General features: G+C 45.2%; 23 protein-coding genes. 15 read left to right on the plus strand and 8 right to left on the minus strand.

Annotated features, from left to right (window positions below; genetic code table 11):
* Positions 1-22: 22 nt before the first annotated feature.
* The gene (locus FTU87_RS10805) at positions 23-1,699 is read left to right on the plus strand and encodes a long-chain-fatty-acid--CoA ligase (RefSeq protein WP_005094498.1); all 1,677 of its coding nucleotides are present in this window, start codon (positions 23-25) and stop codon (positions 1,697-1,699) included.
* 50 nt (positions 1,700-1,749) lie between these two features.
* Here FTU87_RS10805 and FTU87_RS10810 read toward each other — a convergent pair whose 3' ends face one another.
* Complete coding sequence (locus tag FTU87_RS10810; RefSeq protein WP_074383676.1) at positions 1,750-2,130, minus strand: hypothetical protein; 381 nt, start codon at positions 2,128-2,130, stop codon at positions 1,750-1,752.
* A gap of 100 nt (positions 2,131-2,230) precedes the next feature.
* Between FTU87_RS10810 and FTU87_RS10815 the strand changes: the two genes are divergently transcribed.
* On the plus strand, positions 2,231-2,629 hold the full coding sequence (locus tag FTU87_RS10815) for an MAPEG family protein (RefSeq protein ID WP_180097320.1): 399 nt from the start codon (positions 2,231-2,233) through the stop codon (positions 2,627-2,629).
* A gap of 122 nt (positions 2,630-2,751) precedes the next feature.
* On the plus strand, positions 2,752-3,288 hold the full coding sequence (gene ppa / locus FTU87_RS10820; protein WP_179999274.1) for an inorganic diphosphatase: 537 nt from the start codon (positions 2,752-2,754) through the stop codon (positions 3,286-3,288).
* 98 nt (positions 3,289-3,386) lie between these two features.
* On the opposite strand, the gene FTU87_RS10825 is transcribed toward ppa, so the two are convergent.
* Positions 3,387-4,706, minus strand: coding sequence for an OprD family outer membrane porin (locus FTU87_RS10825; RefSeq protein WP_179999276.1), 1,320 nt, complete (start codon positions 4,704-4,706; stop codon positions 3,387-3,389).
* A gap of 611 nt (positions 4,707-5,317) precedes the next feature.
* Here FTU87_RS10825 and FTU87_RS10830 point away from each other — a divergent pair.
* Positions 5,318-6,049 carry a TorF family putative porin gene (locus FTU87_RS10830; RefSeq protein ID WP_180040935.1) on the plus strand — a complete coding sequence of 244 codons (732 nt, stop codon included), beginning with the start codon at positions 5,318-5,320 and terminating at the stop codon, positions 6,047-6,049.
* Between the two features lie 47 nt (positions 6,050-6,096).
* On the opposite strand, the gene FTU87_RS10835 is transcribed toward FTU87_RS10830, so the two are convergent.
* On the minus strand, positions 6,097-7,587 hold the full coding sequence (locus FTU87_RS10835) for a YifB family Mg chelatase-like AAA ATPase (RefSeq protein WP_180097322.1): 1,491 nt from the start codon (positions 7,585-7,587) through the stop codon (positions 6,097-6,099).
* 66 nt (positions 7,588-7,653) lie between these two features.
* The gene (locus FTU87_RS10840; RefSeq protein ID WP_005094487.1) at positions 7,654-7,881 is read right to left on the minus strand and encodes an accessory factor UbiK family protein; all 228 of its coding nucleotides are present in this window, start codon (positions 7,879-7,881) and stop codon (positions 7,654-7,656) included.
* A 277-nt stretch (positions 7,882-8,158) separates the two neighbouring features.
* Here FTU87_RS10840 and glnK point away from each other — a divergent pair, with 277 nt between their 5' ends.
* From glnK to FTU87_RS10875, 7 genes are all read left to right on the plus strand, one after another.
* Positions 8,159-8,497 (plus strand): P-II family nitrogen regulator, encoded by a 339-nt coding sequence (gene glnK / locus FTU87_RS10845; protein ID WP_005094485.1) that lies wholly within the window; start codon positions 8,159-8,161, stop codon positions 8,495-8,497.
* A gap of 59 nt (positions 8,498-8,556) precedes the next feature.
* A complete protein-coding gene (locus FTU87_RS10850) occupies positions 8,557-9,972 on the plus strand; it encodes an ammonium transporter (protein WP_005169048.1) in 1,416 nt (471 codons plus the stop codon).
* A gap of 140 nt (positions 9,973-10,112) precedes the next feature.
* Complete coding sequence (nrdR, locus tag FTU87_RS10855; protein WP_005094481.1) at positions 10,113-10,577, plus strand: transcriptional regulator NrdR; 465 nt, start codon at positions 10,113-10,115, stop codon at positions 10,575-10,577.
* A 2-nt stretch (positions 10,578-10,579) separates the two neighbouring features.
* The gene (gene ribD, locus FTU87_RS10860) at positions 10,580-11,668 is read left to right on the plus strand and encodes a bifunctional diaminohydroxyphosphoribosylaminopyrimidine deaminase/5-amino-6-(5-phosphoribosylamino)uracil reductase RibD (protein WP_180097326.1); all 1,089 of its coding nucleotides are present in this window, start codon (positions 10,580-10,582) and stop codon (positions 11,666-11,668) included.
* Positions 11,665-12,957 (plus strand): DNA adenine methylase, encoded by a 1,293-nt coding sequence (locus tag FTU87_RS10865; protein ID WP_005094477.1) that lies wholly within the window; start codon positions 11,665-11,667, stop codon positions 12,955-12,957. The genes ribD and FTU87_RS10865 overlap by 4 nt, the downstream gene beginning before the upstream one ends.
* Before the next feature lie 22 nt (positions 12,958-12,979).
* Positions 12,980-13,639 (plus strand): riboflavin synthase, encoded by a 660-nt coding sequence (locus tag FTU87_RS10870; protein WP_179999282.1) that lies wholly within the window; start codon positions 12,980-12,982, stop codon positions 13,637-13,639.
* 109 nt (positions 13,640-13,748) lie between these two features.
* Entirely contained in the window at positions 13,749-14,294 is a 546-nt protein-coding gene (locus FTU87_RS10875) for a VTT domain-containing protein (RefSeq protein WP_005169036.1), read from the plus strand.
* 331 nt (positions 14,295-14,625) lie between these two features.
* On the opposite strand, the gene FTU87_RS10880 is transcribed toward FTU87_RS10875, so the two are convergent.
* Genes FTU87_RS10880 through FTU87_RS10890 form a run of 3 tightly spaced genes read right to left on the minus strand, consistent with a single transcriptional unit; the run spans position 14,626 to position 17,130 of the window.
* Positions 14,626-15,255, minus strand: a complete 630-nt coding sequence (locus tag FTU87_RS10880; protein ID WP_100357786.1) for a hypothetical protein — start codon at positions 15,253-15,255, stop codon at positions 14,626-14,628.
* 26 nt (positions 15,256-15,281) lie between these two features.
* Entirely contained in the window at positions 15,282-15,689 is a 408-nt protein-coding gene (locus FTU87_RS10885; protein WP_005094466.1) for a DNA polymerase III subunit chi, read from the minus strand.
* The gene (locus FTU87_RS10890; RefSeq protein WP_180097329.1) at positions 15,682-17,130 is read right to left on the minus strand and encodes a leucyl aminopeptidase; all 1,449 of its coding nucleotides are present in this window, start codon (positions 17,128-17,130) and stop codon (positions 15,682-15,684) included. The genes FTU87_RS10885 and FTU87_RS10890 overlap by 8 nt, the downstream gene beginning before the upstream one ends.
* 156 nt (positions 17,131-17,286) lie before the next feature.
* Between FTU87_RS10890 and lptF the strand changes: the two genes are divergently transcribed.
* From lptF to FTU87_RS10910, 4 genes are all read left to right on the plus strand, one after another.
* Complete coding sequence (gene lptF / locus FTU87_RS10895) at positions 17,287-18,387, plus strand: LPS export ABC transporter permease LptF (protein WP_005094462.1); 1,101 nt, start codon at positions 17,287-17,289, stop codon at positions 18,385-18,387.
* Positions 18,388-18,389: 2 nt separating this feature from the next.
* Positions 18,390-19,460 carry an LPS export ABC transporter permease LptG gene (gene lptG, locus FTU87_RS10900; protein ID WP_005094459.1) on the plus strand — a complete coding sequence of 357 codons (1,071 nt, stop codon included), beginning with the start codon at positions 18,390-18,392 and terminating at the stop codon, positions 19,458-19,460.
* 124 nt (positions 19,461-19,584) lie between these two features.
* The gene (gene gpmI / locus FTU87_RS10905) at positions 19,585-21,132 is read left to right on the plus strand and encodes a 2,3-bisphosphoglycerate-independent phosphoglycerate mutase (protein WP_180097331.1); all 1,548 of its coding nucleotides are present in this window, start codon (positions 19,585-19,587) and stop codon (positions 21,130-21,132) included.
* 31 nt (positions 21,133-21,163) lie between these two features.
* A complete protein-coding gene (locus tag FTU87_RS10910) occupies positions 21,164-22,336 on the plus strand; it encodes a S41 family peptidase (RefSeq protein WP_180097333.1) in 1,173 nt (390 codons plus the stop codon).
* Here the strand turns inward: FTU87_RS10910 and FTU87_RS10915 are convergent, their stop codons facing one another.
* A complete protein-coding gene (locus FTU87_RS10915; protein WP_005169020.1) occupies positions 22,337-23,761 on the minus strand; it encodes a sigma-54 dependent transcriptional regulator in 1,425 nt (474 codons plus the stop codon).
* Between the last annotated feature and the right edge of the window lies 1 nt (position 23,762).

The following is a 23,762-nucleotide window of genomic DNA, read 5'->3' on the forward strand; positions in this document are numbered from 1 at the left end:
TATGATTGGAGAGATGGGCATTATGGAAAAAATTTGGTTGGCTGAATACCAAAAGACAGGGATTCCGGAAACAGTAGAATTACCGGCAGAGAATACTTCTCTAGTCGATGTTTTTGAACGTAATTTCCAAAAATTTGGTTCGCGTGATGCCTTTATCTTTATGGATAAGGCCATGACTTTCAATGATCTGGAAGAGGCGAGCCGTAAGTTTGCAACGTATTTACAAAGCTTGGGGTTGGCAAAAGGTTCACGTGTGGCGGTGATGATGCCAAACGTGCTTCAGTATCCGGTCGTGGCACTTGGGGTTTTCCGCGCAGGGTTGGTACTGGTCAACGTCAATCCACTTTATACTTCGCGTGAACTTGAGCATCAACTCAATGACTCAGGTTCTGAAGTCCTGGTGATTATTGAGAACTTTGCCTCTGTTTACCAGGCGATTCTGGGTAAAACCCCGGTAAAACATGTGGTTATTGCTTCTGTAGGCGATATGCTGGGTGCTTTGAAAGGAACTCTGGTGAACTTTGTCTTGCGTTCTGTGCGTAAGCAGATTCCAGCTTGGGACATTCCAGGCCACGTGAAATTCAATACGGCATTAAATAAAATTAGCCCGAGCAATTACAAACGTCCTGAGTTGAGCCTGAGCGATACCGCGGTTCTACAATATACTGGTGGTACTACCGGCGTATCGAAAGGGGCTGAACTGACACATCGTAACCTGGTTGCGAACATGTTGCAGTGTGACGGGATCTTCCAGAGTAAGTTTGGTGCACAAGATGGCCAGCCAGATGACCGTATTTTCTGTGCCTTGCCGCTTTATCATATCTTTGCATTCATGGTGTGCGCACTTTATGGCATGTATAAAGGTCAGGCCAACGTCCTGATTCCGAATCCGCGTGATCTTCCTGCGGTGATGAAGGAACTACGTAAATACCAGCCGACTTTCTTCCCGGCAGTGAATACACTATTCAATGCGCTGGTGAACAATGAAGAGTTCAAACAGCTTGATCATAGCAAATTGAAAATGGCGATGGGCGGCGGTATGGCGGTACTTCCTTCTACAGCAGCAGCGTGGAAAAAGCTCACTGGAACCAATATTGTTGAAGGTTATGGCTTGTCTGAAACCTCTCCGGTTGCAACGGCAAACCCGCCTGCTTCTGAAGAATTCAGTGGCACCATCGGTATTCCATTGCCATTAACTGAAGTGGCGATTCTGGATGATGACGGCAATGAAGTGGCACTGGGTGAGCAAGGTGAAATTTCAATCCGTGGTCCTCAGGTCATGAAAGGCTACTGGAACCGCCCAGACGAAACTGAAAAAGTCATGGTTAATGGCTTCTTCCGTACTGGTGATATCGGTGTCATGGATTCACGTGGTTATGTGAAAATCGTAGACCGTAAAAAAGACATGATTTTAGTGTCTGGTTTTAACGTGTATCCATCTGAGATTGAAGAAGTTGTTGCAACCCATCCAAAAGTACTGGAAGTGGCTGCGATTGGTGTGCCAGATGAAAAATCTGGTGAAGTACCGAAACTGTTTGTTGTGAAAAAAGATCCGTCTTTGACCACAGAAGAAGTCTTGGCCTTCGCTAAAGAAAATCTGACCGGTTATAAACGTCCACGCTATGTGGAGTTTATGGACGAATTACCGAAATCGAACGTGGGTAAAATCCTGCGTAAAGATTTACGTAAAACAGCTTAAACTCGATATTAAAAAAAGCGCCTGATGGCGCTTTTTTTATTTGCAGGTTTTTATTTTTTCATGAGCCAGCGGTCAAAATAAGGACGTCCTACACCGACTACTCCCAGAAAAATAAACATGGTGCCAAATTGGCGGGTAAATCCTGTCTGGTTAAAGTTGCCATAACTCAGAATATTGTCGACCACACAATAGACCAAAATGGCTACCACCCAGTGCCAGATTGGCATGCGCTTGATGCCGACGGCATAAAAGGCAATCCATAAAATGGCAAAGCTAAAGATCGGCGACCAGATATTCATATTGGCACAAATCACGGCCATCAAAAAAGCCACAATCGGCAGCACGATTTTTAATACGCGATCCACTTGACGTTGATGCTGGCGCTGTTTATCGAGGACATCGAACATTTCATTTTGCTCAGGCGCGACCATAGTGAATCCTTCTTAAGTAATAAAAAACACTCTATTTAACAAAATTTATTCACGAAACACCATGCTATGATAGATATAAAATTTTCATGAGAAAAAACAGATGCACAGCATTAGTGGGGTGATTTATCTCATTTTAGCCGCTTGTCTTTTGCCTTATGTATTTACTTTGATTGCAAAGAAATCGGCAGGCTTTAGCACAAAAGACAATCAGAACCCACGAGAGTTTTTAGCAAAATCAACCGGGCTCTCGAGCCGTGCCAATGCGGTTCAACAAAATAGTTTTGAAAGTTTACCATTGTTTATTGCCGCTATTTTAATGGCTGAATATATGGTGGTTCCTCAAACCCTGGTCATGACCTTCGGGATAGCCTATCTGGTATTTCGTGTGTTGTACGGCATTTGTTATCTGGCCAACTGGGCGACTTTACGTTCGATCGTCTGGCTACTTTCAATCTTATGTCCTGTGGCTTTATTGCTGCTGATCATCAAGATCGTTTAAGCAATCAATTACAGTTCGCGGACATATTTACAGTTCGATATTTTAAAATCCAAACATTTCTTTAAAAACCGTTATAATTGTCGCGGTTTTTTAAAAGATATAACTTGTTAAAGAGTGATGCTATGAGCTACAGCAATATCCCAGCGGGTAAAGATGCGCCAAACGACATCTATGTCATTATCGAAATTCCTGCCAATGCAGCACCGATCAAATACGAAATTGATAAAGATTCTGATGCATTATTCGTAGACCGTTTCATGGGTACAGCAATGTTCTACCCAGCAAACTACGGTTATGTACCTAATACACTTTCTCTTGATGGTGATCCACTTGACGTATTGGTTGTAACGCCACACCCAGTAGAGCCAGGTTCTGTGATCCGTTGCCGTCCTGTTGGTAAACTGAACATGGAAGATGATGGTGGTGTTGATGCGAAACTGGTTGCAGTTCCACACGACAAATTGACTCCAATCTACAAAGATATTCAGGAATATACTGATCTTCCTCCATTGTTGATTAGCCAGATTGAACATTTTTTCCAGCACTACAAAGACTTAGAGCCTGGAAAATGGGTTAAGTTAAGCGGTTGGGAAGGTGCTGAAGTTGCGAAACAAGAAGTACTGGACTCAATTGCTGCATATGCAGAAGCAAACAAATAATTGCTTTGCTTGTGAGTTTAAGTCTTTAAATTTTTAAAGCTTAAATTGGAAAAACCTGCACATTGTGCAGGTTTTTTATGGCTTGAACTTCGAGTAAATTAAAATAATTTCACAGGAATGTCTAACCAGATACGCCATTCATTAGTATCACCAATGTAGTTAGATTGGTAGTTATCACTTGCACGGTAGTAAGAATGACGAAGACGTAAGCTTGCATCTTTAGCAAAACCAGACTGAACAGTGTATTTCACCTGGTTAAAGAATTCGCGCTCATGCTCGTTATCACTGATCATAGTACCTGCATTGTCGGTGGCTTTAATATCCCAGCCATATACAAAAGCAGATGTCCAAGATAGGCCAGGAACATTTACAGCACCAAAGTCAAACGTGTACTGAAGTTGCGCTGATTTTTCATCATTACCAATGAAGTCAGACAGGTATGAGTTTGGCATGTAAATAGTTTGTTTACCATCACCTACGCCTGTACCTAAACCATAGTCATAGCCAGTGTTACCAAAGTTTTGCTGGTAAGCGACCATAACATTATGTGGACCACGATTATAAGTTGTAGATAAAGCTAAAATAGTATTATCGAATGAATCGTCTGGTGAGCCGATTTGAGAATAAAGATATGGATTTGCTTCCTTATCCCATTTTGTATGGTAACCACTAAAATCATGCGTTAAGGTGCTTTCATTTGCCAAAGCATAGTTATAGTTGGTATTGATATAATGGCGGTCTAGGCGATCTTTAATATCTGTACCATAATAAGAAGCATTAACTGCATCATTAAATTTGTATTTCGCACCCCATACCACTGCGCGATCCAGCTCTGCACCATCAGAATTGATTTGGTTTGAAAGCTGATTCTCTGTGAATTTACCAGCGATTAGGTTTAGATTTTCAATTTCATTACTTTCTATCAATACACCAGTGTAGTACTCAGGCACTAAACGCGCAGTATTGCTTGCAAGTACAGGTAAGTCTAAAACTTGAGTACCATAAGTTGCTGTTGTATTCGATACACGAGCTTTGACATATGCACCACCACGAACCCAGTGGTCATAAGCATCTTTAGTTCCATCAGCATTATTTTGAGGATGTGTAGGGATCATATCATTACCCGTATGACCATTTTCACCTAACTTGAATGAAGCATCACCAATAATACCGGCACCAAAGCCTACTGTACCTTGAGTAAAACCGGAATCCAGCTTAACAATCGCAGTTTGAGCGAATGAGCTAGTATCTGCTACACCATTTTTCTTGTCACGGTGCAAATAACCGGTACGGAATAAAACTGTACCCTCAGCGCCTTCAATAAAGCCTTTAGCTTCACTTTGTTCATTTGCATATACAGATGAAACCAAAGCAGCCTGAATCAAAACTGCCAACATTAATTTTTTTGAATTTTGCATTGGGGAGAGAGCCTTATACAAATTGATCGGAATTTTTAGGAATTGTATAAGAATTGCTGAAAAAATGTCATTTTTTATTGAGCATATTCCACTAAAGTTAAGATTTTTTACAGATTACATAAGAATCTGATTGAATATTGAGTGGCGTATTTTTTTATCTATCATAAAAAATTTATTAAAAACAATAGTATATTTAAATATCAAAATAATGAGCTTAAGCATCTTCATCCTAGAACTGTTCAGTCTATTTACTTTTTTAAAGTTAAAATTCTACAACAAGATCAAGAGTGGTGATGATGCACTGTTTTTTAGCATAAATTTTAATCAATATGGAAATGGGGTTAAAAAGAGGCAATATGTAAATAAATATATATTGTTTAAAAAAACAATAAGAGAGTATTGAAAAACATTTTGAGAATGAATTATCCAGCGTAAAGGTATTTTAAATATTCTATTTTTTAATTTTAAATCAAATGCTTAAAGTGGAAAGTATTTTTATATTTTTAGCTCATTTGTATTTCTTTCTCGATTGGCATAGCTTTTGCAAAGTTTATCCCGAGTGCAATAAATGATCATAAAAACGTCTGAGGACGGTCTTGGGGAGCCATATAATGAAACTAATTTTAAAAGCCTTATCCGTTGCTGTGCTGGGTGCTGCATCTACTTTCACTTTTGCAGCTGAACCTGCATCGGAACATACATTCTCTGGAAATATTAGCGTACTTTCGAGCTATAACTTGCGTGGTATCACCAATGTACCTGAAAATAAAGGCGCGACATTACAAGGTGGACTCGATTATAACCATGCCTCTGGTTTTTATGCAGGATGGTGGGGTTCAACCCTAGATTATGGCAGCGATAATGGTAGCGAATTCGAAAATAACTTTTATGCAGGTTATAACGGTTCAATTAATGAAGATTTGGCTTATACCGTCGGTTTAACTTACTATTATTACTATGATGTCGGAAATACAGACTCGAATGGCTTTGAAACCATGTTAGGTCTGAGCTACAAAGATTTCGGTATAAGCGCTCAAACACTTTTGGAAGATACCGCTTGGGGCAATACTGGCGATACCTACATCAAAGGCAGCTATAGCTATGCCTTACCTCATGATTTTAGCCTGGATACCGCACTGGGTTTGTATATTTATAAAGAAAGTGGTGATTATATTCCTGACTCAACTGAAAGCTTTGGCTTCCGTCATTTTGATATCGGTTTAAGCAAGCCGCTTGCCGATACAGGCGTAACGGCAAGCATGAATTATATTCTGGGTGGTTATGATCGTAATGATGTAAAACAAAATAATAAAGTGGTCTTCGGGTTGGCTTACAGCTTCTAATTTCCTATAGATAAAAAGCGACCTCAGGTCGCTTTTTATCTGTTGATTTAGATCTGTTGCTGTCCCCGATAAGACAAAGCTTCAGACAGATGCTGACTCTGGATTTCTGTGCTTTGATTTAAATCAGCAATGGTACGTGCCACCCGTAATACCCGATGATAGCCACGTGCGGATAAATTCAGTTTTTGTTGAGCCAGTTCAAGCATATTCTGGGCAGTCTGATCCAAGCTAGCATAATGTTCTAACTGTTTTGGACTCAAACTCATATTCAAGCTATTTTGCCGTTGCATCTGAATCTCATAAGCTGCTATCACGCGTTGTCTGACCGTTTCAGAGTCCTCTGTCGGCCGATTATCCTGTAACTCATGCGCCTGTAAGGGCGGTACATCAATATGTAAATCAATCCGATCCAGCAGCGGCCCTGAAATCCGGTTCTGATAGCGCTTGATACTGTCAGGCGAACATTGGCAACGAATATCCTGATTAAAGGCATAACCGCATGGGCAGGGATTCATGGCAGCCACCAGCTGAAAATTGGCTGGAAAAGTGATCTGACGTGATGCACGAGAAATCACAATTTCTTTGGCTTCCAGAGGCTGGCGCAAAACTTCCAGTACCTTTCGATCAAATTCAGGCAATTCATCCAGAAATAACACGCCCAAATGCGCCAGCGTAATTTCACCCGGTTTGGGGTGTGAGCCGCCACCGACCAGTGCAACAGCAGAAGCAGTATGATGCGGGGCTCGAAACGGCCGCTGGCCAAAAGGATGATTGGCATTGGCGACTGAATAAATACTGGCAACTTCCAGATTTTCCTGGGTTTTTAAAGGCGGTAAAATACTGGCTAATCGAGATGCGAGTAAGGTTTTTCCTGTCCCCGGTGGTCCTCGAAACAGCAGGGAATGGCCACCCGCTGCTGCAATTTCCAGTGCACGCCGTGGCCGCAATTGGCCTTTGACATCGGCAAGATCACATTTATAAAAATGGTTGGTATCGACTGGGATGGTTTGTATTTCTGCTAAGCACTGCGTCTGAGCAAGATGCTCACACACCTCTTTTAGATGATTGGCAGCAAAGACCTTAAAGTCCGGGAGTTGGCAGGCTTCTTGTGCATTCGGACCCGGCAGCATCAGTTGATGCTGATCATGTTGACAGGCAATCGCAATGCTCAGGATCCCTGTGACTGGGCGAAGTTGACCATCGAGAGCCAATTCTCCAATAAACTCAAGATCATCGGTGCAGTTTTCCGGAAGCTGTCCGGAGGCGACCAAAATACCTAAAGCAATCGGTAAATCCAGACGCGAACCATCTTTCGGTAGATCTGCTGGAGCCAGATTAATGGTCAGGCGTTTGGTCGGAAACTGAAAGCCACTATTTAAAATGGCAGAACGCACCCGGTCTTTACTTTCCCGGACTGCGGCTTCAGGAAGCCCCACAATCGTGAGTGAAGGCATGCCGGAACTGACATGAACCTCGACTTCAATTAAAGGCGCGTGCAGGCCAAGCAAGCCTCGCGTATAAATTTTGGCAAAAGACATTATTATTGTTCCAATTTAGTGCATTATTTTTATCGGTCTTAGGTCTTTTGTGCACTGTACTTGTGCTTATTTTTTATTCGAAATTTTATCTTCTAAGGCTTCAACCTGTTTCAGCAAATCATTGAGGCGATGATTGGCATTATCGAGGGCAGTACGTTGACGTTCAATTTCTTCTTTGGACACCAGATCCATTTTTGTCACAGCTTCATTTAATAGAGCACGAATATTCTGTTCCAGATCTTTCTTAGGTTGTTCAACTTGCTGCAAAATTGCTTGTAATAGGGTTTCAATCATTGTCTGATCCATCGCCATCGAAAGGAAGCGACAGTTTAGCATTGCTCGAATACAGACCCTAGTATTTCAGACAAAATATAGGCTTAATCGATAAGAGATATTGTAAAAATCCACATAAAAAATGTCGGTTTTTTAAAGATTCAAAACCTTTATAAGTATAAAATAAGGTATAAATAAACCGCATGCCGGGCTTTCTAATTTCCCCCGACCTTAGGAATCTTGGCATGAAATTTGAACGTAAAACCTTACTGGTGAAATAAGCCGAAGGAAAACAAACATGAAGCTCGTAACTGCAATCGTAAAACCTTTTAAATTGGATGATGTTCGTGAAGCATTGTCTGAAATTGGTGTTCAAGGCATCACTGTAACTGAAGTGAAAGGCTTTGGTCGTCAAAAAGGCCATACTGAACTCTATCGTGGTGCTGAATACGTTGTAGATTTCCTGCCGAAAGTCAAAATTGAAATCGCGATTAGCGATGACATGGTTGACTCCGTCATTGAATCTATTACGCGTGTTGCTAGCACTGGAAAAATTGGTGACGGAAAAATTTTCGTGACGAACTTAGAACAAGTCATCCGTATTCGTACAGGTGAAACAGGTGCAGACGCTGTTTAACTTGGCACGAAGTTTGCTGAGTACCTAAGAACTCACAAAAACTTGGTTGGGGGATACGAATGAAAAAAATGCTACTTGCGTTCGGCATGGCCGGCGCACTTTTTGGTGGTTCTGTTGCATGGGCTGAAAATGCTGCAACAGCAACACCACCCGCAGAAGACATTGTGCTTGTTGAAGAAACAGGCGAAACCACACTGAATAATACGGCAGATACTCCAGCAGCAATTGCTGAAGCAGCGCCAGTTGAAACAGCAGTACCTGCAGAAGAAGAAGCAACATTAGATACAGGTGATACTGCCTGGGTTTTAACGTCCACCGCATTAGTTTTACTCATGACCATTCCGGGTCTAGCACTCTTTTATGGCGGTATGGTCCGTAAGAAAAACGTCCTGGCGACCATGGCGCATAGCTTTATTGCCGCTGCAGTCGTCAGCATTGTCTGGGTGATTATCGGTTATACCCTGGCCTTCGGGGAAGGAAATGCCTTCATTGGTAGCTTGGACAAATTTATGTTGGCCGGTATTACCACAGAGGCGCTTTCAGGCACCATTCCTGAAATTCTGTTTGTCATTTTCCAAATGACTTTTGCCATCATTACCGTTGCAATTATTAGTGGTTCGATCGCAGAACGGATGAAATTTGGTGCTTTCGTTGCTTTCATTGCACTTTGGGTGGTGATTGTCTATGCGCCGATTACTCACTGGGTCTGGGGCGGCGGCTGGTTGGGTAATGACGGTGCGCTCGATTTTGCTGGTGGTACAGTGGTTCACATCAACTCGGGTGTTGCCGGTCTGGTAGCAGCGTATATGCTGGGCAAACGTATGGGCCTGGGCCGTGAATCGATGGCGCCACACAACTTGACCCTTACTGTGGTGGGTGCATCTTTACTTTGGGTGGGCTGGTTCGGTTTCAACGGTGGTTCTGCCTTGGGTGCGAACGGCTCTGCAGGTTATGCGCTGGTGGTGACTCAGGTGGCAGCGGCAGCGGCAGCGCTCTCTTGGCTGATTACTGAAAAACTGGCACGTGGCAAAGCATCTGTATTAGGCGGCGTATCGGGTGCAGTTGCTGGTCTGGTGGTGATTACGCCAGCCGCAGGTTTCGTGACGGTCGGTGGTGCATTGGCGATGGGTTTGATCGGTGGTGTGGTGTGTTTCTGGGGAATCACTGCGCTGAAACGTGCCTTGAAAGCCGATGATTCTTTAGATGCGTTTGGCCTGCATGGTGTAGGTGGTGTGGTCGGTGCAATTTTAACCGCTTTTTTTGCCAGCGAATTCATTATGGGGGATGCTGCACCAGCCAACATGATGAGCCAGCTTTGGGTTCAGGTTGAAGGTGTACTGGCGACCATCGCTTACTCTGCCATCATGACGTTCATTATCCTGAAAGTGATTGACTTGATCATTGGTATCCGTGTCGCATCTGATGATGAGCGCATGGGTCTGGATTTGAGCCAGCATGGTGAACGTGTCGAATAATAATAAACACACAATAATCAATATATAGTGCAAAACAGCCCAAATGGGCTGTTTTTTTTCTATATGTTGCGTAAGACTCTACAAAGTTTGCAATTTTTGCTACACTCGGAATCCATCTGGATTTGTTCAATTAAACCGCTATGCATTGCCCATTTTGCAATACTGCAGACAGTAAAGTGATTGATTCACGCCTGGCAGCTGAAGGCTGTCAGATTCGTCGTCGCCGTGAATGTGTCAGTTGTAATGAACGTTTTACGACTTTTGAAAGTTATGAAGTGGTGATGCCGCGCGTGATTAAATCGGATGGCAAGAATGAACCCTTTGATGAAGCCAAATTACGTCGTTCCCTGATGCATGCCTTGCAGAAACGTCCGGTAACCCAAGAGCAGATTGAAACAGTTTTGAGCGATATCCAGTTACAGATTCGCCGTTTGGGTGAGCGTGATGTGAAATCGCGTACCATCGGTGAAATTGTCATGCAGTCTTTATTCGCACTCGATCACGTGGCCTATGTGCGTTTCGCTTCGGTTTATCAGGATTTCCAGGATGTTGAAGCTTTTCGTCATCAAATTGAACAGATGCAACAGCGAGAATCACAAGAATAAGCATGTCTGAACTGAATCAAGATCAAGTCTGGATGCGCCGCGCAATTCAGCTTGCCCAGCAAGGTCAATACTCGACCAAGCCCAATCCGAATGTCGGCTGTGTCATTGTCAAAGATGGCGTCATTATCGGTGAGGGTTTTCATCCTCAAGCAGGGCAGCCGCATGCTGAAGTATTCGCGCTGCGTCAGGCTAGTGAGCAGGCACGTGGTGCAACCGCGTATGTCACTTTGGAGCCGTGTGCGCATTATGGGCGAACGCCGCCATGTGCCAAGGGTCTGGTTGAAGCTGGTGTGGCTAAAGTGGTCGTGGCCTGTCCTGATCCAAATCCGCTGGTGGCGGGCAAGGGTGTACAGATTTTAAAAGATGCCGGTATCGATGTTGAAGTCGGGATTGGTCAGGAACAAGCGCATCAGCTGAATCAAGGTTTCCTGAAAGCCATGGCGACCGGCATGCCGTATGTGCGACTTAAAATTGCATCCAGTCTGGATGGCCGTACGGCGATGGCATCCGGTGAATCGAAATGGATTACCGGAGCCGAGGCGCGTCAGGACGTGCAGCATTGGCGGGCCATTTCCGGTGCAGTCATCACTGGGATTGAAACAGTTCTGGCCGATGACTGTCAGCTGAATGTGCGGCAACTGGATGGCATTGAAGATATTGAAACAGTAGTACAGCCCAAGCGTATCATTTTGGATCGTCAGGGGCGTTTGCCATTAACGGCGAAAATTCTAGCGCAAGCCGATACCGTGTTGGTGATGGGACCTTTTCGGCAAGAGCTGGCCGATCTGGGTGTGTTACAATTGCCGGTACAGCCTTTAAAACAATTATTGTCCCAGCTGGCTGAGCAGCATCAGATTTATGATGTCTTGGTGGAAGCAGGGGCGACCTTATCTACGGCATTTTTACAAGAACAATTGGTTGATGAACTGATCAGTTACGTTGCACCGACCTTATTGGGTCAGTCTGCACGTACTATGTTTAATGCAGAATTCAGCCTTATGGCAGAACAACTCCGATTTAAGCTGCGCGATGTGACTCGCTTGGGTGATGACGTGCGCTTCAGGTTAATTCCTTTTCAAGAGACACTATGAGTTCAGAGTCTACGGTTTATCATAAACGTCGCCATGCGGCACGTACCACCGATGAATATCTTTTCCATCAGCTGGTTCCTTATCTGGGCAACAAACGCCGTTTATTACATTTGATTCTGGAAGCACTTGAAATTACAGGAACTCTGAAGCGTGAAGATGGCCGTGCGCCGATTTTTGCTGATTTTTTTGCTGGTTCTGGTGTGGTATCACGCTTAGCCCGTCAAAATGGTTATCGCGTGATTGCCAATGACTGGGAACCCTATAGCCATGCATTGAATCATGCGGTGCTGGCCTGTACTGAAGCACCGGCGTTTAAAGAATTGGGTGGCTATCAGAAAGCCATTGATTATCTGAACCGTCTGCCGGAAGTGAAAGGCTGGGTCACGCATAACCTGTGTCCGCGCAATGATGAAATTTATGATCCCGCCCGTGACCGTTTGTTCTTTAAACGTCGTAACGGCATGCGTATTGATGCGATTCGTCAGCAGATTGCAGCTTGGCAGGCCCAAGGTGCCATTGACGATGTAGAGATGTCTGCCTTGCTGGCACCATTACTGTATTCAGCCAGTTTTGTCAGCAATACCTCGGGCGTTTTCAAGAGTTTCCACCACGGCTGGGGCGGAAAAACCCAAACGGCGCTGGAACGGATTGAATCTTTACTGTGGCTGACCCCAAGCCGCTTTTGCGAGTCGGATCAGAAGAAAGGTATGGCTGCCGAAATGTGGTGTGTCGATGCCCAGCATCTGGCCAATCAGATGAGCGGTTTTGAAGTAGATGTGGCTTATCTGGATCCACCGTATAATCAGCATGCCTATAGCAGTAATTACCATGTCCTGAATGCTTTGACCTTATGGGATCAGGCCGATTTACCGACGCCAGATACCAAGGGCTTCAAGAGCGGGATTGACCGGGCATGGCGCAAAGAGCGTCCGAGCCAGTACAACTCTTCCAAATATGCCAAAGAAGCCTATGAAAACTTGTTGGCGACCATCAATGCGCGTTTCATTCTGACCAGTTATTCAACGGATGGTAATATCAGCGCCACTGATTTATTGCAGGCCAACCTGAAACGTGGCCGGGTGACCTTGCTGACTCAGGATGTACCACGTTATCGGGTCAGCAAACAGCGCCAATCTGAACGTGCACGCGTACTGGAATTTATTGTGATTACCGATACCCATGCCAGGTCAGGTCCACCGATCCGTCAACTCCTCAGCCAGTTGCATCATTATGCAGAATTGGGCGGTGTGGATACCACCGGTGTCAGTACCCAGTTGGCACTCTGGTAAAAGAATAGAAAAGGAAATAAAAATGTTTACAGGTATTATCGAAAGCCTTGGCAAAGTAGACAGTCTGCAAAGTGTGGGTGGTGATGTACGTTTACGTATCCAGACTGACCTGGACATGTCGGATGTACATCTGGGTGATTCTATTGCTACAAATGGCATCTGCCTGACAGTCATAGACTGGGGCGAAAACTGGTATGCAGCTGATGTGTCCCGTGAAAGTCTGAACCGGACGACACTGGGCAACTGGAAAGCCGGTCAACCTGTTAACGTCGAAAAAGCCATGTTGCCGACCACGCGTTTTGGCGGCCATATTGTTTCAGGTCATGTCGATGCAGTCGGCGAGATCACTTTGGTGCGTGCAGATGCACGCTCGATTTATTATGAAGTCACTGCACCGGCTGAAATTGCCAGATATCTGGCAGAAAAAGGTTCGGTCACAGTCGATGGTATTAGCCTGACCATTAATCACTTGCGTGGCTGTGTGATTAGTCTGAACTTGATTCCGCATACGGCTGAACGTACCAATATCAGTACCTGGAAAGTGGGTAGCAAGGTCAATCTGGAAGTGGATGTGCTGGCACGTTATATCGAGCGTTTATTGCTCGGTGATAAAGCCGCAGATACCACTGAACAGTCTAAGATCAGCATGGATTTTCTGGCTGAAAATGGCTTTTTAAAATAAGCGGAATGCTTAAATACTGAACAGTCTGATTGAAAAATTAGACTGTTTTTTTATTTTTCGGGATAATCAGCAATTCAATTTGCAAATATTGCCTTGGTGGACGGGTCGAATGCTCGATTTTTTACTCAACTTGGAACAGTCATTACCGCTATTGCTTGATCAATATGGGGTATGGATCTACGCGATCCTGTTTCTGGTGATTTTTGCGGAAACCGGCTCAGTATTTTTCTTTTTTCTGCCCGGTGACAGTTTATTGCTGGCTGTAGGAGCTTTATGTGCCAGCAGCGATATATTGACCCTGCATTCAATGGGATTACTGCTCTTTACTGCATCGGTACTCGGCTACACCGTGAATTATTACACTGGAAAAGTGCTGGGCCTAAAATATTTTAATCGGCATTCACGCTATTTCAAGCCGGAATATATGGTGAAAACCAATCACTATTTTATGAAACATGGCGGTAAAACCATTCTGATTGCCCGTTTTATTCCCTTTGTTCGTTCATTTGGTCCTTTTGCCGCCGGTTCAGCCCATATGAGTTTTGCCACATTCAGCTTTTATAATATTACGGGTGGTATTCTCTGGATTGGTACTTTATTAACTATTGGCTATTTGCTTGGAAATGCTGCCTTTATGCTGGCCGATGTGCTCTAAAAGATCAAACTAAAAAGCCCGAATCAGCCGGATGCCAGTTAGTTAAGCAATTGACTGGCATTTTCTTTTTTAAATTCATGATTATATTTGATGGGTGGAAAAGTCATCCGCAACTGTTTGAGGCATGCGGTGTATTGCACCGCAAGATATCTTCCTTGCGAAGCTCTGCTTCTCATTTGGACAAAACCAAATTAACCAATGCTTTACAGATGTTTGATGTAAAACCTTAAGGTTTCGTCGTGAACGGCTAAACAGTTAAAGGGTCTATTTCTAAACTCCTTAACTGATCAGCATTACCGAATGAGCGGGCTTTTTATATGAGTTGGGATTTTTAATCAGGTCTCACTTGCTCGGAAAATTCTGAATTTTTCAGTATATAGTCGATTTCTTCTTGGGCCGCCACACGCATTTGTTCTCTTAGTGCATTGATGGTCTGTTCAATCACCGTTTCTGCCTCCAGTTCCAGACGCAAACGCACACTCTCTAATTCAGATAAAATGGTGTGGTCTTCAATCTGGATACGACCTTGGGCAAAGTCAAAACTATGCTCAGGATTTTTCTGATAACGGGCAACATAGTGCTGCATTTCTGTCTTTAGACTGAGGTTTATGTCAGCGAGGGCTTGGGTCTGCTCAGCAAATTTACGCTGTTCATCCTGATATAGCTGTGCAATCGCAGCCTGCTCTGCAGCACGTTTATCGGCCAGAGCCTGTTCGAGTGCCAGCTGTCTACGAATACGTGCGGCCTCAATCAATTCAGCCTTGCGCTGCGCATAGGCTTCTTCAATCTTGCGTTCAGATTCCTGCTGTAAGCGCTGATCACGAATCTGCCATTCTTCTAAAGAGGTTTCAGGCTTTAAAATGTCACAGATCCGAGAGAGGTCATCGATAAAGGTCTGACGTACAGCTTCCGGCACATTTAACCAGCGCTGTTTAAAATCTGGACCTACATTTAATGCCACATGCCTCTCCTTGTGGGTGATATCGGTTAAAGCTTATGGGTGTTGGGCTCAATACCTAAACGACGATATTGTTTGAATTTTTCACGACCCAGCTGTTTAGCCGTTTCATGGTTTTCAATGATCTCAATAATGTGACTAAATTTTGCGTAAGGTTCAAGTGCTTCTGGATTAAAATTGAAAATAATCCAGTCGGACTGTTCAGGCAATGTTGCCGAAATACACACGCTAGCCTCAGGCTGATCAATACCATGCGGAATAAAACTCGCGCGATCAAAGCTCCACAGGCGTTCATCCAGCTGCTGTTGTAACGCTGCATCGGCACATAGTAACCAGATCCGCGCCGGCTGGCGCAGAATCTTGCGGCATAAACGACAAGCACTTTCGACTTGTCGTTCAGGACTTTTTTCAAATAAATAAAAGCTGACCTTAGCCATTCGTTTGAACGCGGTTGGCCAGGAACTGCATTAATAATGGCACTGGACGCCCGGTTGCCCCCTTATTTGCGCCTGAGTTCCATGCTGTACCTGCAACATCCAGATGTGCCCAGCGATATTCACGGGTAAAACGCTGCAAGAAGCAGGCTGCAGTGACAGAACCGGCTTTTGGGCCACCGATATTGCCAATATCGGCAAATGGTGAATCGAGTTGTTCCTGATAGTCATCTATGACCGGCATACGCCATACCCGGTCAAATGAATGCTGGCCGGCAGTTTCCAGTTCTGCTGCCAATTTATCATCTGGTGTGAACAGACCTGTCAGCACGGAACCCAAAGCCACCACACATGCACCGGTCAAGGTCGCAATATCAATCACCAGAGCAGGGTTGAAACGTTTCACATAGGTCAGGGTGTCACATAACACCAGACGACCTTCGGCATCGGTATTCAGGATTTCAACCGTTTGACCGCTCATCGTCGTGACGATGTCACCCGGACGAGTGGCTTTACCAGAAGGCATATTTTCTGCTGCGGCAATGGTTCCTACCACATGCAGAGCTAAGCGGGACTCACACAATGCACGCATGGTACCCAGTACAGAGGCTGCACCGCACATGTCGTATTTCATTTCATCCATACCTGCGCCAGGTTTGAGTGAAATACCACCGGTATCAAAGGTAATGCCTTTACCGACCAGTACCACTGGCGCTTCACTACGCTCTGATTGATATTCAATGCTGATAATACGACCCGGACGCTCTGAACCCTGGCTGACTGCAAGGAAGGCACCCATGCCTAAATCTGCCATCTGTTGTTCATCCAGTACCGTGACTTTCAGTAAATCCGGATATTCAGCAGCCAAGGCGATGGCCTGATCTGCCAGATATTCCGGGAAACAGATATTGCCCGGACGGTTGCCCAGATCACGTGCCAGGTTTTGCCCGCTCTGTACTGCTTGAACCAGTTGCAGCTGTTCTGTCGTTAAAACGCTATGCGTGGCAATCAGGTCGATCTGTTCAAGTACAAATTCATTCTTTTTCGACTTATATTCATCATAACCATAGCTGGCTTGAGTCAAAGCCAGAGCAAACAGATAATGCAATTCTTGTGGAAGTTGTGTCAGGTCTACAGAAATCTGTTTGAATTTTTTTTGAGTGGCCTGAATAATAGTCTGGGCAATTTTTGCGAGTTTTGCTGGTTGCAATTCAGTGACTTTGCCTAAACCGATCAGTGCTGCATGGCTGGACTGACTGACTTGGCCAATCAGGCTCAGACTTTCAGCCAAAGCCGCTTTGAACTGAGATGCTTCAATTAATCGGTCTAAATTGTTGATTTGATAGGTTGAGGTGGTATTTTGAAGTTGTTCTGAGTCAACTAAAATCAACAAAGATTGACTTGATCCATTCTCTGGGAATGACGTATTAATTGTAAGTTTCATATTCTGTTTTCACGCCTGTCTAGATTTGTAAATCATTCAGTCATTGAACCATTTATCTGAATAGAGTTTCAATGGGTAGGGCCGTCTAGGTTTTATATTTTTGCTATTCGGGTAAACTAGCACTCGTTTTATAGACCTTATTTTGGAAGAATTAATTTGATTATTCGGCGTTATCTGGTCAAGCAAGTTGTCTCGACATCTTTGGTGGTGATTGCCTTATTGACCTTGATCATGATGGGTGGCCGACTGATCAAGTATTTTGGTGTCGCAGCGCAAGGCCGTCTGGATGCAGGCATTTTATTTAGCATCATTGGCTACCGTCTGCCTGAGTTTTTAACCTTGATTCTTCCGCTCGGTTTCTTTATTGGCCTGATGCTGGTATTTGGCCGTTTATATGTCGACCATGAAATGGCGGTGATGAATGGCAGTGGTGTCAGCCGGCATCAATTGGCGCGCCTTCTGGTGCCGATGACCTTGGTGTTTCTCATTGCCCAAGCCGGCTTGATGCTCTGGGCAGCGCCATGGGGAATCCGCCAGTTTGAAGCGCTGACCACCAGTCAGGCGGTACGCACCGGCTTTGATCTGGTACGACCCAAAGAATTTATTTCCTCTGGCCCCTATACCATTTATGCCGGTGATCTGTCTGAAGACCGCAAGAACTTAAAAGATATTTTCTTCTATCAGCGGGCAGAAAAACCCGGTAAACCGGATGTGATGATTCTGGCCCAGGAAGCCACCCGCATTGAGGTGCCAAATGATGCGGCCAATGTGGTCGATCTGGTTCAAGGTCGCCGTTATGAAATCTATCCGGGCACTCCGCAATATACCCAGGCTGAATTTGCAAGCTATCGTCTGCGTTTAGAAAATGATGAGGAAGCACAGTTTGCCAGTGCTGAAGTTGAAGCCCTGCCAACCTCGCAATTGTGGCAGAACCGTCAGGATCCTGTGGTGGCCAGTGAATTAGGCTGGCGGGTATTTGTACCATTTGCGATTCTGATTGCTTTGATTCTGGCCGTGGCCTTGTCTGAAGTGAGTCCGCGCCAAGGTCGTTATCTCAAGTTATTTCCGGCGCTCATGATCTTTGCCAGTCTGATTGTGGCGTTAATGGCCGTGAAAACCCGGATCAGTAAAGAGGAAATGGGGATCTGGGCTTATCCATTGATCCTGATTGCTTATGCGATTGCGGGTGCCTTGTTCTCACGTAAACAGAATTTGGCCCCGAAAATTAAGAAACAGATTCAGCGAGTGAGGTCTTAATAATGTTGGCACGTCGTATAGTTGCAAAACATGTGACCCAAACCACTGCGCTGGCGATGCTGGGTGCAACCGCTGTGTTGGCGGGTTTACAGGTGTTATTTACTTATCTGGGTGAGCTGGGTTCACTAAAAGAAGGTTATGGCGCCTGGGATGCCTTGAAATATGTGCTCTGGGGTGCTCCGAATTATCTTTATGAAATTCTGCCGATCTCGGCGCTGATTGGTGCGGTTTTAGGTTTGGGCACATTGGCCTCAAATAGTGAACTGATTGTGATGCGCTCGATCGGGATCAGTCTGTGGCGGATTGTTGGCTGGGTGATCCGTTCAGCATTACTGCTGGTGGTCTTGTCATTTGCCTTAAGCGAGTGGGTGATTCCCTATACCAATGAACAGGCCAAGAGCGTAAAAAGTTCGAGTAAAGCCGCACAACTGGGCGAAGTGCGGGGTTACTGGACCCGGGAAGGGCAGCGCTTTATTTATATTGATTATGCCAATTCGCAAGGTCAGCTGAAAAATGTGCAGATGCTGGATTTTGATGAAAATTATCGCTTACGCGGCACCTTGCAAGCGGATCAGGGTGAATTCGTCACAGATGGCTCCTGGACATTAAGCAATACCGAGCAGTTCGATATTCTGCAAAATGGTAGTGCTACCCTGATCAAGCAGGAACAGCAACCTTTGGCACTGGCATTACAGCCAAAATATGTGCATATGGTCACCATCGATCCTGAAGACTTGTCACCGAGCCAACTGATCAGTTTCACAAGTTATATGCATGAATATAGTCAGGTGCCAAAAACCTATCAACTGGCTTTCTGGCAGAAACTCGGTTCTCCTTTTGCCTTGATTGCACTGGTGGTGATTGCCTGTTCATTTATTTTCGGGCCGCTGCGTCAGCAATCCATGGGTTTTCGTCTGGTGATTGCCTTATTTGCCGGTCTGGGCTTTTTCTATCTACAGGATTTCCTCGGCTATGCCAGTCTGGTCTATGCGCCATCTCCGGCATGGTTTGTCTTTATTCCGATTCTGATCATGTTCGGTATTGGGGGTTACCTGCTGCATCGGGCACGCTAAGACCCAGGAAAATAGAACAAATCAATCGCGATGAGCGGCTTAAACCATACTCTGGTCATGGCCTCTTTTTGCAAACTTCGCTAAAATAGAGCGATTAATTCGTAGACGAACAGAGTATTTCATTATGACGGATGCAACTGCTGGCAAAATCCCTCACGTTTTGTTGATTATGGATGGTGTGGGTCATCGCGAAGCGGTCGAAGACAACGCGTTTTTAGCAGCTAAACGACCAAATTTAACTGCAATGCAGGACAAGCATCCGCATGGTTTGATCTCGGGTTCAGGCGAAGATGTTGGTCTGCCAGATGGCCAGATGGGGAACTCGGAAGTCGGACATATGAACCTCGGTGCAGGTCGTGTGCTGTATCAGGATTTTACCCGGATTACCAAAGACATTCGTACCGGTGATTTCTTCAATCATGAAGTACTCGTCGATGCGGTGGAGAAAGCCAAAGCTTCAGGTGGTGCAGTGCATTTGCTCGGCCTTTTATCTCAAGGCGGTGTGCATTCGCATGAAGACCATATTGTTGCGATGGCTGAACTGGCACTCAAACGTGGTGTCAAAGTTTATTTGCATGCTTTCCTGGATGGTCGTGATACGCCGCCACGAAGTGCCCAACCGTCATTGGAAAAACTGGATGCGCTGTTTGCACAATATCCGGGTCAGGGTCGTATTGCCAGCATGATTGGTCGTTACTTCGCGATGGATCGTGACAACCGTTGGGATCGCGTCGAACAGGCCTATCGTTTATTGACTGAAGGCGAAGCGGCCCGTACAGCTGCCACCGCAGTTCAAGGTCTGGAACAGGCTTATGCCGCAGATGAGTCGGATGAGTTTGTCAAAGCCACCCGCATTGGTGAGCTGGCAAAAATTCAGGATGGTGATAGCGTGGTCTTCATGAACTTCCGTGCCGATCGTGCCCGTGAATTGACTCGCGCATTTGTAGAAAAAGATTTTGCTGGATTTGCACGTAAAGTGGTGCCGAACTTAGCCAAGTTTGTGATGTTGACGCGTTACCAAGCAACGATTGATGCGCCTGTGGCCTATATGCCAGAAGCGTTGGTCAACTCGATTGGTGAATACCTGTCAAATCTGGGTAAAACCCAATTGCGTATTGCTGAAACTGAAAAATATGCACACGTGACGTTCTTCTTTAGTGGCGGTCGTGAAGATGAATATCCGGGTGAAAAACGTATCCTGATTCCATCACCAAATGTAGCAACTTATGACCTCAAACCGGAAATGAGTGCTTATGAAGTGACTGATGAGCTGGTCGCTGCGATCAATTCAGGCGAATTTGACCTGCTGGTGGTGAACTATGCCAATGGTGATATGGTCGGTCATACCGGTGTTTTTGATGCCGCAGTGAAAGCGGTCGAAGCGGTCGATACCTGCTTAGGCCGGGTTTATGAGGCGGTGATGGCGCAAAAAGGTCATATGCTTATCACTGCCGATCATGGTAATGTAGAGCAGATGCAGGACTATCACAGTGGTCAGGTGCATACTCAACATACCACTGAATTGGTTCCATTTATTTATGTAGGTCCAACTCAGGCCACGATCGCAGAAGGTGGCGTATTGGCAGATGTCGCACCGACCTTATTAAGTCTGATGCAAGTTCCAGTCCCTGCGGAAATGCAAGGTCGCAACCTGATTGAACTGAATCAATAATTTTCGATAAGATTTTAAAGAAAGGTAAAAAATGGCAACAACACATTGGAAGTCTGTCGTTATACCATGCTTACTGATGTGTTTGAGTCATTCGGCCTGGGGTGCGGGCTCAAAAGAGCCGGCATTCGATGATATGGAAATGGATGGTCAGGCCTATACTGAAATTCCTGTGGCATCCATTCAAGAATTCGTACAAATTTATGGCATCGTCAAAGACAATTATATTCAAGACAAAAATGACGACGCCTTGTTCCAACAGGCAATCCAAGGTCTGGTCAGTGGCTTAGACCGCTATTCCCGCTATTTGTCGCCTGAAGATTATAAGCAGCTGCGTGAATATACCGAAGGTGATCTGGCCAGCATTGATTTTGATCTGCAATTTGACCCGCGGATGAAGCAATGGGTGGTTCAGGGCCTGAATGCCGATGCAGATTCAGCCAAGCAGGGACTGCGTAATGGCGTCACTGTTTATAAAATTGACGATCAGGTATTAAGTAGCCTTAATCAGGAACAAGTTCGGCAGTTATTGAGCGGAGCAGTTGGCTCAACGCTCATGATCCAGCTTTCCCCGCAAAGTCCGGTGGTTCGTCTGGTAAGGAATACCAAGCTCGATACTGAAATTAAATCCAGTCTGCACAATAATCAGGTACTGGTATTGCAGGTCAAAGTTTTCCAGCAAGATACAGCCAATGAAATCAAGCGCCTGATTGAAAGCTATTCTGACAGACGCTTAAAAGCGGTGATGTTTGATCTACGCAATAACCCGGGTGGCTTACTTTCTGCCGCAGTAGAATCGGCCGATTTATTTTTGAATCAGGGTGTGATTGTCTCGACCCAAAGCCGTTCGGAAGGCAATCAGCAATTTCAGGCGCTGCCAAGTTTTGAATTTCAGAATCTGAAAGTGGGCGTTCTGATTAATAACCGTTCAGCTTCGGCAGCTGAAGTCTTTACGGCAGCATTGAAAGAACATAGCCGGGCTTGGGTGGTCGGTGAGCAAAGCTATGGCAAAGGTGTGGTACAAAAGCTATTTCCACTGAGTAATGGTTCTGCTTTACAAATGACAGTGGCACAATACTTCAGTCCGAGTGGTCAGATGATTGAAGGGCGGGGCGTGCAGCCACATTTCAGTTATCCGTTTAAGCAGGAAATGCGTGAGGAGAGCTATCTGGAACACGTCACAGACCTGCTACTCCTGCAAAAATAATTATTCGTCTTCCTCAGTATCCAGTCCGAACTTTTTCAAACGATAACGTAGGGAGCGGAATGACATACCGAGCTTTTTCGCGGCCAGTGTGCGGTTCCAGTGCGTTAGATTCAGCGCATTGAGTAGAACTTCTTTTTCAATCTTTTCTAAATATAGCTCTAGGCCTTCTTCTGGGAGCTTTCTCGGGGCAATCAGGGTGTCAGTCGCAATGATCTCGCTCGTGAGCGTATTCATCTCCTGAGCGCTGTTAAGAGCCTGACGTAACGGTGCACTTTGCAGGTGCTGAAGATCAATCCGCTCTTCATCACTCAAGGTGATTGCACGTTCCATAATATTACGCAATTCACGTACATTACCCGGATAATATTGTTCCAATAAAAATTCTTTACTGCGTTCTGTCAGTTTTTTATTGGCAATGCCCCATTCCTGGCAAATCTTCTGAATAAAATGTTCGGCGAGTAAGAGAATATCCTGACTCCGTTCACGCAGCGGCGGTAAAGTCAGATCCATCACATGAATACGGAAATATAAATCCTGACGGAATTTGCCTTGTTGTACCAAGGCTTCCAGATCCTGATGCGTGGCACTGATGACGCGGAAATCCACATCAATTTCAGTATCTGAACCGAGGGGACGAATGCGTTTTTCCTGCACCGCACGTAACAGTTTGACCTGCATAGCAAGTGGTAATTCGGCAATTTCGTCCAGAAACAGGCTGCCACCATGTGCCGATTGAATCAGCCCCTGTTTGTCCTGAGCGGCGCCAGTAAAGCTGCCTTTCTTATGCCCAAACAGTTCGCTTTCCATCAGTTCGGTGGGAATCGCGCCACAGTTAATTGCAATAAAAGGGCCTTCATTACGGTTGCTCAGGCGATGGACCAGATTGGCCACCACTTCCTTGCCAGTTCCCGATTCGCCAGTAATAAAAACCGGTGCCTGTGAGCGGGCAATTTTTTGTAAGGTAATACGTAAGTGCTGAATCGGTATCGATTGCCCAATCAGCATTTTATGTTCTAAAGCATCATTTGGATTATTATGGGAATAATCCACCGGTTTATTCAGTGCTTTTTGTAGCAGCTGTTCCAGATGTTTCTGATTGATCGGTTTGCTGACAAAGTCAAAGGCACCGGCCTTGAGTGCAGCAATCGCGATTTCCATGTTGCCATAGGCGGTCAGAACCGCGACCGGAAGTGCAGGGTAGAGATGGCCAATCCACTCCAGTAACTCCAAACCATTGCCATCGGGCAAGTTCAGGTCAGTTAAACAGGCATCATATTGATGATCTGCAAGACATTTTTTAGCATCTTGCAGACAATGTGCGATGTGCGTACGAATCCCCATCCGCAGCAACGACATTTGCATGAGGGTGCATAAATCTTCTTCATCATCCACCAAGAGCACCAGTGGCTGTTGTTCCACACTCATT

Origin of the sequence: Acinetobacter sp. YH12156 (genome assembly GCF_013418235.1) — a bacterium.
Classification (GTDB): domain Bacteria; phylum Pseudomonadota; class Gammaproteobacteria; order Pseudomonadales; family Moraxellaceae; genus Acinetobacter; species Acinetobacter pseudolwoffii.